Annotated in this window: 21 protein-coding genes and 1 rRNA gene; 20 read left to right on the plus strand and 2 right to left on the minus strand. The window is 43.9% G+C overall.

Translation table 11 applies throughout. The features are described from left to right. The first annotated feature begins 73 nt into the window (after positions 1 to 73). The 16 genes from H580_RS0112805 (at position 74) to H580_RS0112880 (ending at position 10,746) form a co-directional block, all read left to right on the plus strand. Positions 74 to 718 carry an adenylate kinase gene (locus H580_RS0112805; protein WP_028595149.1) on the plus strand — a complete coding sequence of 215 codons (645 nt, stop codon included), beginning with the start codon at positions 74 to 76 and terminating at the stop codon, positions 716 to 718. Positions 719 to 722: 4 nt separating this feature from the next. Then, the gene (gene map / locus H580_RS0112810; RefSeq protein ID WP_028595150.1) at positions 723 to 1,475 is read left to right on the plus strand and encodes a type I methionyl aminopeptidase; all 753 of its coding nucleotides are present in this window, start codon (positions 723 to 725) and stop codon (positions 1,473 to 1,475) included. Between the two features lie 8 nt (positions 1,476 to 1,483). Then, on the plus strand, positions 1,484 to 1,780 hold the full coding sequence (locus H580_RS0112815; RefSeq protein WP_028595151.1) for a KOW domain-containing RNA-binding protein: 297 nt from the start codon (positions 1,484 to 1,486) through the stop codon (positions 1,778 to 1,780). Between the two features lie 17 nt (positions 1,781 to 1,797). Continuing rightward, on the plus strand, positions 1,798 to 2,013 hold the full coding sequence (gene infA, locus H580_RS0112820; RefSeq protein WP_006676514.1) for a translation initiation factor IF-1: 216 nt from the start codon (positions 1,798 to 1,800) through the stop codon (positions 2,011 to 2,013). Between the two features lie 107 nt (positions 2,014 to 2,120). Next, the gene (gene rpmJ / locus H580_RS0112825) at positions 2,121 to 2,234 is read left to right on the plus strand and encodes a 50S ribosomal protein L36 (protein WP_003333770.1); all 114 of its coding nucleotides are present in this window, start codon (positions 2,121 to 2,123) and stop codon (positions 2,232 to 2,234) included. 20 nt (positions 2,235 to 2,254) lie between these two features. Further along, a complete protein-coding gene (gene rpsM, locus H580_RS0112830; RefSeq protein ID WP_028595152.1) occupies positions 2,255 to 2,623 on the plus strand; it encodes a 30S ribosomal protein S13 in 369 nt (122 codons plus the stop codon). A 16-nt stretch (positions 2,624 to 2,639) separates the two neighbouring features. Further along, positions 2,640 to 3,035 (plus strand): 30S ribosomal protein S11, encoded by a 396-nt coding sequence (rpsK, locus tag H580_RS0112835; protein ID WP_028595153.1) that lies wholly within the window; start codon positions 2,640 to 2,642, stop codon positions 3,033 to 3,035. 136 nt (positions 3,036 to 3,171) lie between these two features. Beyond that, the gene (locus H580_RS0112840; RefSeq protein ID WP_028595154.1) at positions 3,172 to 4,116 is read left to right on the plus strand and encodes a DNA-directed RNA polymerase subunit alpha; all 945 of its coding nucleotides are present in this window, start codon (positions 3,172 to 3,174) and stop codon (positions 4,114 to 4,116) included. 32 nt (positions 4,117 to 4,148) lie between these two features. Next, positions 4,149 to 4,514, plus strand: coding sequence for a 50S ribosomal protein L17 (rplQ, locus tag H580_RS0112845; protein WP_028595155.1), 366 nt, complete (start codon positions 4,149 to 4,151; stop codon positions 4,512 to 4,514). 109 nt (positions 4,515 to 4,623) lie between these two features. Then, positions 4,624 to 5,400, plus strand: a complete 777-nt coding sequence (gene truA, locus H580_RS0112850) for a tRNA pseudouridine(38-40) synthase TruA (protein ID WP_028595156.1) — start codon at positions 4,624 to 4,626, stop codon at positions 5,398 to 5,400. Between the two features lie 196 nt (positions 5,401 to 5,596). Beyond that, positions 5,597 to 6,034: a 50S ribosomal protein L13 gene (gene rplM, locus H580_RS0112855; protein WP_028595157.1), complete on the plus strand. Its 438-nt coding sequence runs from the start codon at positions 5,597 to 5,599 to the stop codon at positions 6,032 to 6,034. 20 nt (positions 6,035 to 6,054) lie between these two features. After that, positions 6,055 to 6,447 (plus strand): 30S ribosomal protein S9, encoded by a 393-nt coding sequence (gene rpsI, locus H580_RS0112860; RefSeq protein ID WP_028595158.1) that lies wholly within the window; start codon positions 6,055 to 6,057, stop codon positions 6,445 to 6,447. A 303-nt stretch (positions 6,448 to 6,750) separates the two neighbouring features. Further along, complete coding sequence (locus tag H580_RS0112865; RefSeq protein WP_028595159.1) at positions 6,751 to 7,443, plus strand: phosphoadenylyl-sulfate reductase; 693 nt, start codon at positions 6,751 to 6,753, stop codon at positions 7,441 to 7,443. Between the two features lie 36 nt (positions 7,444 to 7,479). Then, positions 7,480 to 8,652: a sulfate adenylyltransferase gene (sat, locus tag H580_RS0112870; RefSeq protein WP_028595160.1), complete on the plus strand. Its 1,173-nt coding sequence runs from the start codon at positions 7,480 to 7,482 to the stop codon at positions 8,650 to 8,652. 168 nt (positions 8,653 to 8,820) lie between these two features. Further along, complete coding sequence (cwlD, locus tag H580_RS0112875; RefSeq protein ID WP_084509218.1) at positions 8,821 to 9,531, plus strand: N-acetylmuramoyl-L-alanine amidase CwlD; 711 nt, start codon at positions 8,821 to 8,823, stop codon at positions 9,529 to 9,531. A gap of 72 nt (positions 9,532 to 9,603) precedes the next feature. Continuing rightward, positions 9,604 to 10,746 carry an Mrp/NBP35 family ATP-binding protein gene (locus H580_RS0112880; RefSeq protein WP_028595162.1) on the plus strand — a complete coding sequence of 381 codons (1,143 nt, stop codon included), beginning with the start codon at positions 9,604 to 9,606 and terminating at the stop codon, positions 10,744 to 10,746. Between the two features lie 108 nt (positions 10,747 to 10,854). Here the strand turns inward: H580_RS0112880 and gerD are convergent, their stop codons facing one another. After that, positions 10,855 to 11,547 (minus strand): spore germination lipoprotein GerD, encoded by a 693-nt coding sequence (gene gerD, locus H580_RS0112885; protein WP_028595163.1) that lies wholly within the window; start codon positions 11,545 to 11,547, stop codon positions 10,855 to 10,857. A 156-nt stretch (positions 11,548 to 11,703) separates the two neighbouring features. Between gerD and H580_RS0112890 the strand changes: the two genes are divergently transcribed. Beyond that, positions 11,704 to 12,345 (plus strand): KinB-signaling pathway activation protein, encoded by a 642-nt coding sequence (locus H580_RS0112890; protein WP_028595164.1) that lies wholly within the window; start codon positions 11,704 to 11,706, stop codon positions 12,343 to 12,345. A 53-nt stretch (positions 12,346 to 12,398) separates the two neighbouring features. On the opposite strand, the gene pdaB is transcribed toward H580_RS0112890, so the two are convergent. After that, on the minus strand, positions 12,399 to 13,214 hold the full coding sequence (pdaB, locus tag H580_RS0112895; RefSeq protein ID WP_028595165.1) for a polysaccharide deacetylase family sporulation protein PdaB: 816 nt from the start codon (positions 13,212 to 13,214) through the stop codon (positions 12,399 to 12,401). A gap of 173 nt (positions 13,215 to 13,387) precedes the next feature. On the opposite strand from pdaB, the gene H580_RS0112900 reads away from it, so the two are divergent. The 3 genes from H580_RS0112900 to H580_RS0112910 all read left to right on the plus strand — a co-directional run. After that, a complete protein-coding gene (locus H580_RS0112900) occupies positions 13,388 to 14,002 on the plus strand; it encodes a stage II sporulation protein M (RefSeq protein ID WP_028595166.1) in 615 nt (204 codons plus the stop codon). A gap of 195 nt (positions 14,003 to 14,197) precedes the next feature. After that, positions 14,198 to 14,422, plus strand: coding sequence for a hypothetical protein (locus H580_RS0112905; RefSeq protein ID WP_028595167.1), 225 nt, complete (start codon positions 14,198 to 14,200; stop codon positions 14,420 to 14,422). A 388-nt stretch (positions 14,423 to 14,810) separates the two neighbouring features. Further along, a 16S ribosomal RNA gene (locus tag H580_RS0112910) occupies positions 14,811 to 15,205 on the plus strand; the annotation flags it as partial.

Genomic DNA, 15,205 nt, shown 5'->3' on the forward strand with positions numbered 1-15,205 from the left:
AACGAATGCCATCGAAAGCATACACTTCCGACGAAAGTTAAGCCTATGCTTACCAAAAAGGGAGTGACATTCGATGAACATTCTATTCATGGGGCCTCCTGGGGCAGGTAAAGGGACGCAGGCTGAACGCATTGTAACGGAGTTCGGTATTCCTCATATCTCCACAGGCGATGCGTTTCGTGCAGCAATGCGCGAAGAAACGCCAATCGGCTTAAAGGCAAAGGAATACATTGATCAAGGTCTGCTCGTTCCTGATGACGTTACAGTCGGGATTGTGCGAGAGCGTCTCGCTCAGCCGGACTGTGAGAAAGGGTTCCTTTTGGACGGATTCCCACGCACGTTGGCTCAAGCGGAAGCTTTGGACGACATGTTGGGAGCACTAGGTCGCAAATTGGACCATGTCATCAACCTGAGCGTTGACCGTGAATTATTACTGGCACGTCTCACAGGCAGACGCATTTGCAAGTCTTGCGGCGCGACGTACCATGTCATTTTTAACCCGCCACAACAAGAAGGCGTCTGTGATAAGTGCCAGGGTGAGCTATACCAACGTTCGGATGATTCCGAAGAGAAAGTTGGCACACGCTTGGATGAATATATCAACAAGACTGCCCCTTTGCTTGACTATTACGGCAACAAAGGCTTGTTGCGTGATGTTGACGGGGAGAAGGAAATTGATACGGTGACGTCTGAAGTCGTATCTTTACTGCGAGGTTAAACGAATGATCATTTGTAAGTCCGAAGTGGAATTAGGCTTTATGAGAGAAGCAGGGAGAATCGTTGCGGAAACGCACCGTCTCATGTCTCAATCGATCAAGCCGGGCATTACGACTCGGGAGCTTGATGCTATCGCGGAACAATTCATTCGCAGCCAAGGAGCATCTCCTTCTTTCAAGGGATACAACGGGTTCTCTGGAAGCATTTGCGCATCAGTTAATGAAGAGCTGGTGCACGGTATTCCTGGTAACCGTGTTTTAAACGAAGGCGACATCATCAGCATCGACATCGGCGCAGAGTATCGTGGGTATCACGGTGACTCAGCTTGGACATATGGAGTTGGACAGATTTCTGAAGAGGCACAGAGATTACTGGACGTCACTGAACGTTCGCTCTATGCTGGTTTAGAACTTGTTCGGCCGGATGAACGGTTGTACACCATTTCTCATGCTATACAACGTGTCATTGAAGATGCAGGTTTTTCCGTCGTACGTGAGTACGTCGGACATGGAATCGGTGCGAGTCTTCATGAAGAACCACAGATTCCGAACTACGGTAGCCCGAACCGTGGGCCTCGACTCAAGCCGGGCATGGTGCTCGCGATTGAACCGATGGTCGTTATTGGTGAGCGTTATGTAAAAACACTTGCGGATAACTGGACGGTCGTGACGGTGGATGGTACATGGTGTGCTCATTTTGAGCATACAGTTGCAGTAACACCGGACGGTTGCGAGATTTTGACTAGATTGCAGGAGTAGGTGAGGGAATGAATCATATTCTGAACCCGCAGCTCGGGCAATTTGTCAAAGTGGCTCAAGGCAGAGATGCCGACAAGCTGGCTGTCATCGTTGGCTTAGAGCCTGAGCGATATGTCTTTATCGCGGACGGGGACAAACGCAAGTTTGAACAACCGAAACGTAAAAACCTGCTTCATCTGGAGTTGCAGAAGGATATAAGCCGCGAAGTTGTCCAGAGTTTAAACGAAAGCGGACGGGTTACAAACAGCAAGCTTCGCTACGTCATTCAGAAGTATGCGGAGCAGCTGAACGAAGCAAATGCGTAATAGAAAGGAGAATCACGTTGGCCAAGGAAGATGTGATTGAAGTAGAAGGAACGGTCATCGAGCCGTTGCCAAACGCGACTTTTCGAGTTGAGCTAGAGAACGGACATCAGATTCTTGCCCATGTTTCTGGAAAGCTGCGGATGCACTTTATCCGTATCCTAACAGGTGACAAAGTGGTCGTACAGCTATCGCCATACGATTTGAGCAAAGGTCGCATCACATATCGTAAGTAGCATTAGCACTCGGAGCTTCAAAGAGCGCTTGCAATGCACTTGCAAACCAACAGACTGCATGCGAGACGGTTTGACGCGTGCAACTTAAGGACTGGGAGGTATTCAGCATGAAGGTAAGACCTTCTGTTAAGCCCATTTGCGAAAAATGCAAAGTCATTCGTCGCAAAGGTAACGTTATGGTAATTTGTGAAAATCCGAAACACAAACAAAAACAAGGATAATTGAAGGGGGTGTAGCGTAAATGGCTCGTATAGCTGGTGTAGACTTGCCACGTGATAAACGCGTTGAGATCGCCTTGACATACATTTTCGGTATCGGAAAGACAACATCTCAAAAAGTAATCGCAGCAACTGGCGTTAATGCTAATACGCGTGTTCGTGATCTTACAGAAGACGAAGTAAACGCTATTCGTGAAACAATTGATAAAACGGTTAAGGTTGAGGGTGACCTTCGTCGTGAAATTTCTTTGAACATCAAGCGTCTGGTTGATATCGGATGTTACCGTGGTGTTCGTCATCGTCGTGGATTGCCTGTTCGCGGTCAACGCACGAAAACTAATGCTCGTACACGCAAAGGCCCTCGTCGTACGGTAGCAAATAAGAAGAAGTAAGGAGGGATAAGTAGCAATGGCTAAACCAAAAAAAGTCGTACGTACAAAACGTCGTGACCGTAAAAATATTGAAGCTGGTGTGGCACACATTCGTTCTACGTTCAACAATACGATCGTAACAATCACGGATACACACGGCAACGCAATTTCTTGGGCAAGCTCCGGTGGTCTTGGATACCGCGGTTCGCGTAAATCCACACCGTTTGCTGCACAAATGGCTGCAGAATCAGCTGCTAAAGCAGCTATGGAACATGGTATGAAGACGGTAGAAGTATCGGTTAAAGGCCCAGGCGCAGGCCGTGAAGCTGCCATCCGTTCCTTGCAAGCTGCAGGGTTGGAAGTTAGCATGATCAAAGACGTAACTCCAGTTCCTCACAATGGCTGCCGTCCGCCAAAACGTCGCCGCGTATAATTTACGTGTGTGGCTAACGTGTCGTTTATAATGACGCCTGTTGGGAATAATGGTTGTTTAGGCATACTGCATGAATCGACCGACCGTAGGTGTTTAATGGTTTAACGCCAGCGACGTTTTGAAGGAGGGTTATATAGTGATTGAGATCGAAAAGCCGAAAATTGAAACCGTTGATGTCAATGAAGAAGGTACTTACGGCAAGTTCGTAGTCGAGCCGCTTGAACGTGGCTACGGTACGACACTAGGGAATTCCCTACGCCGTATCTTACTTTCTTCCTTGCCAGGCGCGGCAGTGACTTCTGTGCAAATTGACGGCGTGCTTCATGAGTTCTCTACAATCCCTGGTGTCTATGAAGACGTAACAGAGGTTATTTTGAACCTGAAGTCCCTTTCACTCAAAATTCACTCCGATGAAGAGAAAATTCTCGAAATCGATGCTGAAGGTGAAGGGGTAATTACTGCCGGAGATATTCGCGCGGATAGTGATGTGGAAATTTTGAACCCGGATCTTCGCATTGCTACATTGTCACAAGGCTCCCGTCTCCATATGCGTATTTATGCGAATCGTGGTCGTGGCTTTGTCCTTGCAGATCGCAACAAGAATGAAGATCAACCTATTGGTGTCATTCCAGTTGACTCGATCTACACACCAATCTCTCGTGTTAATTACAGTGTAGAGAATACGCGTGTAGGACAAGTGACGAACTACGACAAGCTTACGCTTGAAGTATGGACAGACGGAAGCACGCAACCAGAAGAAGCAGTTAGTCTTGGTGCAAAAATCCTTACAGAGCATTTGATGCTCTTCGTAGGATTGACGGACGAAGCGAAAGATGCGGAAATCATGGTTGAAAAAGAGGAAGATAAGAAAGAGAAAGTGCTTGAGATGACTATCGAAGAACTTGATCTCTCTGTTCGTTCCTATAACTGCTTGAAACGTGCAGGTATTAATACTGTTCAAGAGCTAATCACGAAGACTGAAGAAGACATGATGAAAGTCCGTAACTTGGGCCGCAAGTCTTTGGAAGAAGTTCAAGAGAAGCTCGAAGAATTAGGATTAGGCCTCCGCATGGAAGATTAATCGGGACTTGGGCATAGAAGGAGGGGAAACATATGGCATACCAAAAGTTGGGTCGTGACTCCAGCGCTCGTAAAGCGTTGTTCCGCGACTTGGTAACTGATCTGTTCTTGTACGAGCGCATTCAAACAACTGAAGCTAAAGCGAAAGAAGTTCGTTCTATCGCTGAGAAGCTTATCACGTTGGCGAAGCGTGGTGACTTGCATGCTCGCCGTCAGGTGGCTGCATTCGTACGTCGTGAGACTGTAGATGGCGAGAAAGATGCAATCCAGAAACTATTCTCGGATTTGGCACCTCGTTATGCTGAGCGTCCAGGCGGTTATACGCGCATCATGAAATTGGGTCCTCGCCGTGGCGATTCCGCGCCAATGGTTTACTTGGAACTAGTTGACCGCGCGTAATAGCGGCAAGATGCATTTGATATAGCGCAATAACGCAGCATGAGCAGCGTGGAAGAAGGCTCCCTCGAGGAGCTTTTCTTTTTGTGTATATCGTAGACCGGAGGGAAGTATGCGAAATATCGGAATGACTGTGTCTTATGATGGCACTGCATATAGCGGCTTTCAAAGACAGCCTGATCAAGACACGGTTCAAGGACGAATCGAAGCAGCGATTGCGAAGCTTACGAGCGAACAAATTACGATATCGGCATCTGGGCGTACGGATGCGGGTGTTCATGCTAGGGGACAGGTGTTCAACTTTCATACAACATCCGCTATTCCGATCGAACGCTGGGTACTAGCGATGAATTCTAGGCTGCCAAATGACATTGTCATTCAGGACGCTTGGGAGGCACCGTTAGACTTCCACGCTCGTTATTCGGCGAAGGTAAAGACGTATCGTTTCACCATTTTAGCAGAGCGCAACCCGGACTTATTCCGACGTTTATACGAGTTCCATCATCCGCGTCCTCTCAATATTGAGGCTATGCGGAAAGGAATGTCTTATTTAGAAGGTGAGCATGACTTTACTTCTTTTACATCGCCGAAGTCAACGAAGCAATCTAATGTTCGTACGATATTTCGCTCATGGATGGAAGTCGAGGATGCAGGAAGTGATGAAGCTGGCCGTGGTCGGATTCACTTGTTCTTCAAAGGTAATGGATTCTTATACAACATGGTACGGATTATAGCAGGTACGTTGATGTGGGTTGGGGAAGGCAAACTCCGTCCTGAGGATATACCCGATATTATGGAGGCTCGTCATCGTGATGCTGCAGGGCCAATGACCGTGGCACATGGTTTGTTGCTGTGGAGCGTCGAATACGATGGGGAAGAACGAATCTAGAACTTTAACAGAGCAAAAACAACTTGCAAATTCGAGCGTTATATTGTAAAATAACATTTGTGTTTCTTTATGGCTTCCCACGGCCCCCAATAAAGAAATGCGTTATGGTAACAGCTAACATTTAAATGTAACAGATTGAACGATATATACGTTTTTTGAATTAAAGCGAACAATGAATTTGTTAGGAGGATGTTTCATGCGTACAACATACATGGCGAAACCAGCTGAAGTAGAACGTAAATGGTTCGTTATCGACGCTGAAGGTAAGACGCTTGGTCGTCTTGCTACTGAAGCTGCGGCACTTATCCGCGGTAAGCACAAGCCAACATTCACACCTCATGTTGACGGTGGCGACTTCGTAGTCATCATCAATGCTGAGAAAGTTGTTTTGACAGGTAAGAAACTTCAAAACAAAAACTACTACAGTCACTCCCTCTACTCCGGTGGTTTGAAAGTGACTCCAGCTCACGAAATGCTTGCTAAGAAGCCAGAGCGTATGATTGAACTAGCGGTTCAAGGGATGCTTCCTAAGACTCGCATGGGCAACAAAATGAAGCTTCGTGTTAAAGCATATGCTGGCGCAGCTCATCCACATCAAGCACAACAACCAGAAGTTTACGAACTTCGCGGATAAATAAAAGGGAGGACAGTTTCATGGCAAAAGTACAATACTATGGGACAGGTCGTCGTAAGCATTCCGTAGCGCGTGTTCGCCTTGTACCAGGTGAAGGCAACATCGTTATCAACAAACGTGACCTTAATGAATACTTCGGTTTGGAAACTTTGAAACTAATCGTCAAGCAACCATTGAACCTTACAGAAACAGTCGGCAAGTACGATGTTTTGGTATTGGCTCATGGTGGTGGTATCTCCGGACAAGCAGGCGCAATTCGCCACGGTATCTCCCGTGCATTGCTTAAAGCTGACCCAGAGCTTCGTTCCGCTTTGAAGAAAGCTGGATTCTTGACTCGTGACCCTCGTATGAAAGAGCGTAAAAAATACGGTCTTAAAGCAGCTCGTCGCGCACCTCAGTTCTCCAAACGTTAATATTGGATTACAATGGGTATCAAACCTCTTCTGTGTTTACACAGAAGAGGTTTTTTGCATACTTTAAATCAAACCCCAATGATCTTCCTCGGCCAAAACATGACCTCCCCTAAATCTCAGCACCTATTCAAGCCTATTCTTTATCAATTTCGAACTCTTAAATCCAAAATAAGAAAAAGTTATAGCTAAAACGCCTCAATTAGTCAAAAAATGGATTGACTTTACTTGAAATCAAATTATACTTATTAAGTATATAAAACACACCTAAATACTAGGAATTTAAAGATGGTGGAGGATGCGGTAATGAACTTATTGGAGAAAGAAGCGTTGATAGCTGAGAAGGCTGAAGTGTTTGAAACGTCTAGTCCTGAAGAAATTATTCAATGGGCTATAGAAACGTTTCCGAATATAACATTTGCATGCAGCTTTGGGGCAGAAGATGTTGTTCTAGTTGATATGGTACAGAAGATTAGCCCTTCAACTGATATTTTTTATCTCGATACTGACTTTCACTTCGAAGAGACCTACCACACTCGCGATCAAATACAATCTCACTACAATTTAGAATTTGTACGTGTAGCACCATCCATTACTCCTGAACAACAAGATACACAATTTGGGTCTGAACTATGGAAGAGCGATCCCAACAAATGCTGCAACATCCGTAAAGTAGAACCTTTAACACAAATATTAAGCAAATACGATGCATGGATTACTGGTATTCGCCGTGATCAAGCACCTACTCGTGCTAATGCAAAGAAAATTGAATACGATACGAAATTTGGCCTTGTAAAGTTTAATCCAATTGCACATTGGACTTGGGATGATGTGTGGGCATATATCCGCAATAATAATATCATTTACAACCCACTTCATGACAACCACTACCCAAGTATCGGCTGCTCTCACTGCACAAGACAAGTTATGCCTGGTGAGGATCCTCGTGCAGGACGTTGGTCAGGTACAGGTAAGGTAGAGTGTGGATTGCATAAATAATACGATACGCTTAAACAAGTAGGGAGGAATAGAAGCATGACAGCAATACCGGCACATGGAGGATCGTTAATCGATCTTCGTGTATCTAATACAGAACGAGAAGCGCTGCTAACGCAATTACAGCAAGCCCCAGTCATTCCGATTAACCGTTGGACCATATCTGACCTTGATTTGATTGGTGTAGGTGCATTTTCACCATTAACTGGTTTTTTAAATGAAGATGATTATCGGAGTGTTATTGACCGTATGCGACTTGCTGACGGCACGGTCTGGAGTATCCCGATTACCCTTGCAGTTGATGTTCATACAGTTCAGCTGTTATCGGTAGGTAAGGTTGCTGCCCTAGTTGGTGAAGAGGACGGTATTACGTACGGGTCTATTCAAGTAGAATCTATTTATACAGTCGATCAGAAGCATGAAGCCATACAGGTATTTAAGACAGACGATAATGAACATCCCGGTGTTCAAAAGCTACTGGATCGTCCTAATACGTACGTAGGTGGAAGTATTCGTTTACTTGAGCGACCACAACCGGATCGCTTTCAAGAGTATTATTTTGATCCAGCTGAAACACGTAGACTATTTGCAGAACGAGGATGGCGTACTGTAGTTGGTTTCCAAACCCGTAATCCTGTTCATCGTGCACATGAGTATATTCAGAAAAGCGCAATGGAAATTGTAGATGCCTTATTCCTGAATCCGCTTGTTGGTGAGACGAAGTCAGATGATGTCCCAGCAGATGTTCGAATGAAGAGCTATGTTGCGCTGTTAGAAGGCTACTATCCTAAGGATCGTACATTCCTAGGCGTATTTCCGGCAGCGATGCGTTATGCAGGTCCTCGTGAAGCGATATTCCATGCGATTGTACGTAAAAATTACGGCTGTACGCATTTTATTGTTGGTCGTGATCACGCAGGTGTTGGAGATTACTACGGAACATACGAAGCGCAAGAAATATTTAAGAACTTTGATGCGAGCGAGCTTGGAATAATACCTTTATTTTTTGAACACAGCTTTTTCTGTACGAAATGCGGCAATATGGCATCCAGCAAAACATGCCCGCATACTAAAGAAGATCATTTAACTTTGTCAGGAACAAAAGTTCGTGCCCTGTTACGAGATGGTATTTGTCCACCTCCAGAATTCTCGCGTCCTGAGGTAGCAAAAATACTTATTGAAGGCATGGCAATAGAACCTACGACCGTGTAAGCAATTAATAACAATAACGAACATAACTGAAGGACATGCGTAGTATATTTGTCCACCACTGCCCATATAGTGATTAGAGATGCTATTGGAGCGGAGGTGGACTTTTTCGTGTGGAATGACGACAATAAACCGCGGAGAGCGCGTTTTTTATCTATTAATCTGGGTTCAATGAAACAATGGTTTATGTGCTTGGGTCTGTTTGTGTTGGTAATCGGCTTGTTGATCTGGGAGGCGCCGTCCATGAAAAGCTGGAATCAATGGTCGCTCCCACTGTCAGGTAAAGTGATTGCGATTGATGCTGGGCACGGGGGGGCGGATGGAGGTGCGGTAAGCAAACAGGGAATTATCGAAAAAGATATTAATCTGTTAATCGCACTATATTTACGTGATTACTTGCAACAAGCAGGGGCTGTCGTTTATTTGACGCGAGAGGCAGACCATGATCTTGCTGATCCGAATACGAAAAAAATATCTAAAAGAAAGTCAGAGGATTTGCAGCGCAGAGTAGCTTTTGTAGAGAAAAAGAAGGCAGACGTATTTGTTTCGATACATATGAACAGTATCACCTCCAATCGTTGGCGTGGGGCTCAAACGTTTTATGCGAACCATATCCCACAAAATGAGGCGTTGGCAAAGTTTATTCAAACAGAAATACGTCGTAATTTAGAAAATACAGAGCGCGTGGCAAAGCCGGATGACCGTGGGCTCTACTTGCTGAAGTCTGTAAATGTGCCTACTGCACTTGTAGAGGTTGGTTTTTTATCTCATCCGGATGAGTCTCGGATGTTGGCCGACAGTGTATATCAGCGCAAAGTTTCAGCTTCGATATATAAAGGAATTCTTCGTTATTTATCAGGAGAAAAGCTTGGTAAAGATTAGTGGTGTGTTATAATAAATGAGGATGAAGGAAACATCGCACAAGCAGTAGCGCATAGAGACGAGGTGCATCTTATGATAACAAGAGAACAATGCTTAGACCTGTTGCATGGATTGCAAGAACCGCTATCAGGAAAAGATCTGGTTGAGCTGCAATGGATACGTGATATTATGGTCAAACCTGGGCAAGTGGCACTTACGATTATACTAGCACCAGATGGGGCTAGCGATTCTATACGTGATGGACTGACAGCGCAAATTAAATCAAAGTTAGTTAGCAGTGGAGCGACCGATGTTCATGTGCGTATTCGCATAGCATCTGAGCAAGAAATGGCGGCTGCTGGCTTAGGGCATCGAAATGCTGGGCCAGTGAGTCAAGGACAGTCAACGCAGAGTTCCGGCCAATCTGCCCCTCAAGGACATGGAGCTGGTCTTGAACAACTTAGTCCGTTATTGTCACCTTCTTCAAAAGTTGCATTTATTGGTGTAGCTAGCGGTAAAGGTGGGGTTGGAAAGTCTACTGTTACGGTGAATTTGGCTGTTGCATTGGCACGTCAGGGGAAAAAAGTTGGTGTAATAGACGCTGACATTTATGGTTTCAGTGTACCTGACATGATGGGGATTGAAGACAGACCCATTATCCAAGACGAACAAGTAATCCCGATTGAACGCTTTGGGGTTAAAGTAATGTCTATGGGCTTTTTTGTAGAAGACAACAGTCCGATTGTATGGCGAGGACCTATGCTAGGTAAGATGCTGCGTAACTTCTTCCAAGAGGTAAATTGGGGCGAACTTGATGTTGTGCTAATCGATTTACCACCTGGGACAGGCGATATAGCATTAGATATTCATCAGATGATTCCGCAAACGAAAGAAATCATCGTAACGACACCTCATTCTACGGCTGCATTTGTAGCAGCAAGAGCAGGGGCAATGGCGATTACGACGAAGCATGAGATTATTGGAGTCGTTGAAAATATGGCTTATCTTGAGTGTGGAGCGTGCGGTGATAAGCAATATGTATTCGGGCGTGGCGGCGGCGGCAAGTTAGCTGAGTCGCTGCACACATCGCTACTGGCTCAGATTCCATTAGGAGCACCGGAGAATCATCCTTCGGAGCCGGATTTCTCGCCTTCTGTATATCGTGAATCACATCCGATCGGGCAATTATATAATGAGCTAGCACAACGTTTAATAGATAATGGTGTTATATCTTAGTACTGTATACAATGTAATAGTAGTTTACATAAAAAGCGGACCTCCTCTAGGGGTCCGCTTTTGTCATCATGGAGGAGTAAGTATACCCTAATTGAACCTTGTTTGGATTTATTGGCCGCCTTTTTGACCTCCGCCTCCGCCGCTGTCAGAGCCGTCTCCTTCACTTGAACCACTCTCCTCTTTCTCACTAACTCCCTCTTCGCCACCTTTTTCTTTTTTATTCTCTTTAGGTTGTAGTTCTTCTTTAACAGCCTTCGTCATCATTTCCATGATTTCTAGCTTAAATAATGGGCTATTCATCGCATCTTTCATTAGTGCCATTAATTGTTTGCGATATTCAGGTGACTTTGTTACTTCTAAATAAGCATTCATGAGATCAGGTGATTTTAAAATATCGCCGACAGCTTTTTGATAAGTGGGGTCTTTGATTAAATCCTTGTGAATTTGCTTGTCTTCTTTGCTAATGGTTTTTGCGAATTCTCCGGCAAACTTAGGGTCTTTCATAATCTTTTCGATTACCTTTTCGTAGTCAGGGGAGACAAGTGTATCTTTGACTGCAATCCTGATTTGTTCTTGCTGCTGAGTATTCATTGTCTTCATTTGCATAGAGCTTCCACCGTTAGATTGAGCGGACTCGATTGCTTTTTGCCCTTCCTCCGTTTTTAAAATATCTACAACCATCGACTTAAGTTCCTTGTATTCCACTTTATTTCCCGAAGATTGTGGTTCTTGAGAACACGATGTAGTTACGAGCATAAGCACAATACAAGTGATACAAAGTCGAATAGATACGGATCGCATGTACAGGACTCCTTTCAACGTGCTGCTGTGTCATTGCTGTTAGGTTATAGAAGCATCTTTATGTAGTATGGGGAAATAATTATGAATTATGTTCGATAACGATAGTCTTTTGCTGATAACGCTGGTAAAATATGAATATTGCGGAGGTGGAGCAGCTTGAATTTAAAAAAATGGTCTTACTTATTCTGGACGACGCTCTGTCTGGGTGGAGCAGTTATGTTGGTAACAGGCCTGTCTATGCAACTGTATCAACAGGAATTGTCCAATCTTAGAGGTCCTGCAGATGTTCTAATGAACATTTTCCAGCTTATTTTAAGTGGCTTTACAATTAGTGTATTTGCGCAAATGGGCTTTTTTGCTTATTTGACGCTTAATTTGCTTGCCAATGGTATGTTTAGACGAGTTTGGCCGTATATACAAGTTGTTCTTACGGTAATCGTTTTATTGGATGTTATGTTTTTACGGACTTTACTTGGACAAGAACGGGATTTGATCCAAGATGTTGTGTTAGGCCTAACTTTATTAGTATTCTCGGTAGGCGTAGCTATTGTAAAAATGAAAGTAACATCGTCAACAGCAGTAATACCAACACTGTTCTATATGATTGTTGGTACAACAATCGAGATGACATTTGCATTGAACATGAGTCCGATAGCGACTTGGTTTTTGTTTATTCCTTTAGTAGCATGCAACGCGTATCAAATTCTTATCCTTTCGCGTGTATTGGAAGGGAAGATAGGAAAAAACAGAGAAATGCAGCCAGAAGCGGGTATGACTACAAAAGTAGTAAAGAGCTGACCACTATTGGTCAGCTCTTTGTCATTTAAGGGAAGGTGCTTCCGATCCGATGCTTACGCTCCAGCTGCATCATGAACATGTGTCTGTGGTTGGATGGGGTGAATAGTAGTGTCTTGGATTGCCTTATTATTCAGCTCTGTTTGCTGGATAAGCTCGGATACGGTAACGAACTCATAACCTTTAGCTCTTAACTGATCGATAATGGCAGGAAGGGCAAGATGAGTTTGTTTGCATGAATCGCTGGCATGAAGCAAAATAATATCGCCATTATGCGCACGATCAACGACACGCTTTACAATCGTATCTACGCCAGGATTTTTCCAATCTTGTGAATCTGTATCCCATTGAATAACTTTGTAATTCATTTGATTAGCTATTTTAAGTACACGTTTATCAAAATCGCCGTTAGGTAAACGGATGAGATTAGGCTGTTTGCCGGTAAGCTCACTTAAAATGGTATGCGCTGTATTAATTTGTTTTTTGATTTCTTCATCATTGAGACTGCTGTAATTAACATGCTTGTGACCGTGGCTGCCTATCTCATAACCAGCGTCAACCATTTTTCTGACTATCTCGGGATGGGTTTTACTCCAAGGAGAAGATAAGAAGAACGTTGCCTTATCTAGCTTCTTTTCGGTTAAAATATCAAGTATAGGTTGCGCTCGTGTTTCTCCCCAACTGATATCGAATGTTAGTGCCACAACTTTTTTATCAGTAGGAACACTATAAATGGCTGAAGGACTGCCTTCCGAGAAGACAGTAATGTTGTCGCTCTCCACCACGACGACACCGGCTGCAAACAGCACGGCGACGATGATGAAGAAGATGCGCTTTACTTTTTTACCGCTAATCACATAAAAACTGTTCATGCAGCGTGCGCTCCTCTCATATAACGATGCTAAGATGCGTGAAATCCAAATACTTGCATGGCTTGTCACGCTTGTTTAATACACTGTATGCTTGAGTTATACATAGATATGACAAACAATCATCCCCGCAGCGGGTGATAATGTGGGATGACAACATGAAGGAGTGAAGGATTGTGCTAAGTTGGCGCTCGTTTGTACGAACGTTAGGGGAGATAAAAGGGTATATCTTATTCTCATCTCTTGTTTTCATTGGGAGCATAATGGTGGGATGGATGTGGACTGGGTTTCATGAATTTTTAGACGGTCAAATATCCCAGCTTGGAGAGATTGCGAGAACTTTACATCAGTCTGCCAATCCCATTGTGACATTGTTCATATTTATTTTCTTTAATAATGCGATCAAAGCTGTACTTGTAATGTTCTCTGGAATCGTGTTCGGGTTATTTCCGTTGTATTTATTAGTCGTAAATGGGATGGTATTAGGATATCTATTCTTTGATATGCATCGAGAAGGATTAAATGTTTTTATGCAGTTTACTGTAGGTATTTTACCGCATGGCATATTAGAGCTACCTGCTATCATTATAGCTGCAGCTTTCGGTATTCGATTTGGTGTGTTGGCGTTTCAACGTATGACTCGTTCAGGTCGTAGCGGGTTGACGATTAAAGAGTGGGCCAAGAAAACAGGAGCAGCCGCGGTTTGGATTACAATTATTCTGCTTGCAGCTGCATTAATCGAAAGTACAGTAACGTTGTGGATTATGGAGTTGTATCGTTCAAGTATGTAGAAGAAAATGTTGCTATTAAGAAAGAAGATAATTTTATTCAGATGATTATGTGATAAAATGATGCAAATTTGTGCATAACAGTAAAGCGGTCCATCACTTGTCTAAGGTAATGTTGTCCTTAGAAAGGGATTTGGGCCGCTTTTGTTCCGAATATAAGAGAAAAGCTTGAGTTGTTGTTAGAGGAGGAGAAAGTTCGTGCTAGGATTCTTATTTAACGAAAAGGAATGCAAGGAACTTGGATATATGCTTAGAAAAGAACTTGATGAAATGCTGCTTGATCTAGGTGATAACCGTTTAGATAAAGAAGTAAGAAGAGCAATAGCTAATCGATACAGAACGGTATTTCGGATGTATGCACGCATAGCTACGCCAAAAGACTTATCTCGGTACGTAAGGAACCATCGTATCATTCCAATGTAATGGAATCACTCATTACGTATTACCATAAAGTGGACTGAATCAAATGATTGACGAGGCTTGGTATTTATGATAAATTATTTTTTGTTCCCTTCTTGAACAACTTTGATTAAGAGTTAATTAAGAGGCAGACAAGTCATTGAGATTCAATTGAGTCACAAACAACTTTGAAAAAAACTTTAAAAAGTTGTTGACACAAAATGAACGACATGATATATTATAAGAGTCGCCGCTGAGAAACACGGCGAACGAGAGCGAAAGAAAACGAGTTGATAAGATGAGTGATCTGGAGCGAAATTGTTCTTTGAAAACTGAACAACGAGTGAAACGTTTGATATAAGAAATTCAGCAATGAATTTCGTCAGCATTACAAATGAGCAAGTCAAACACTTTTATGGAGAGTTTGATCCTGGCTCAGGACGAACGCTGGCGGCGTGCCTAATACATGCAAGTCGAGCGGACTTGAAGGAGTGCTTGCACTCCTGATGCCTAGCGGCGGACGGGGGAGTAACACGTAGGCAACCTGCCTGTAAGACTGGGATAACTACCGGAAACGGTAGCTAATACCAGATAGGCTTCTTCCTCACCTGAGGAAGAAGAGAAAGACGGAGCAATCTGTCACTTACAGATGGGCCTGCGGCGCATTAGCTAGTTGGTGAGGTAACGGCTCACCAAGGCGACGATGCGTAGCCGACCTGAGAGGGTGATCGGCCACACTGGGACTGAGACACGGCCCAGACTCCTACGGGAGGCAGCAGTAGGGAATCTTCCGCAATGGACGAAAGT

The organism is Paenibacillus assamensis DSM 18201 (genome assembly GCF_000422445.1).
GTDB lineage: Bacteria > Bacillota > Bacilli > Paenibacillales > Paenibacillaceae > Paenibacillus_B > Paenibacillus_B assamensis.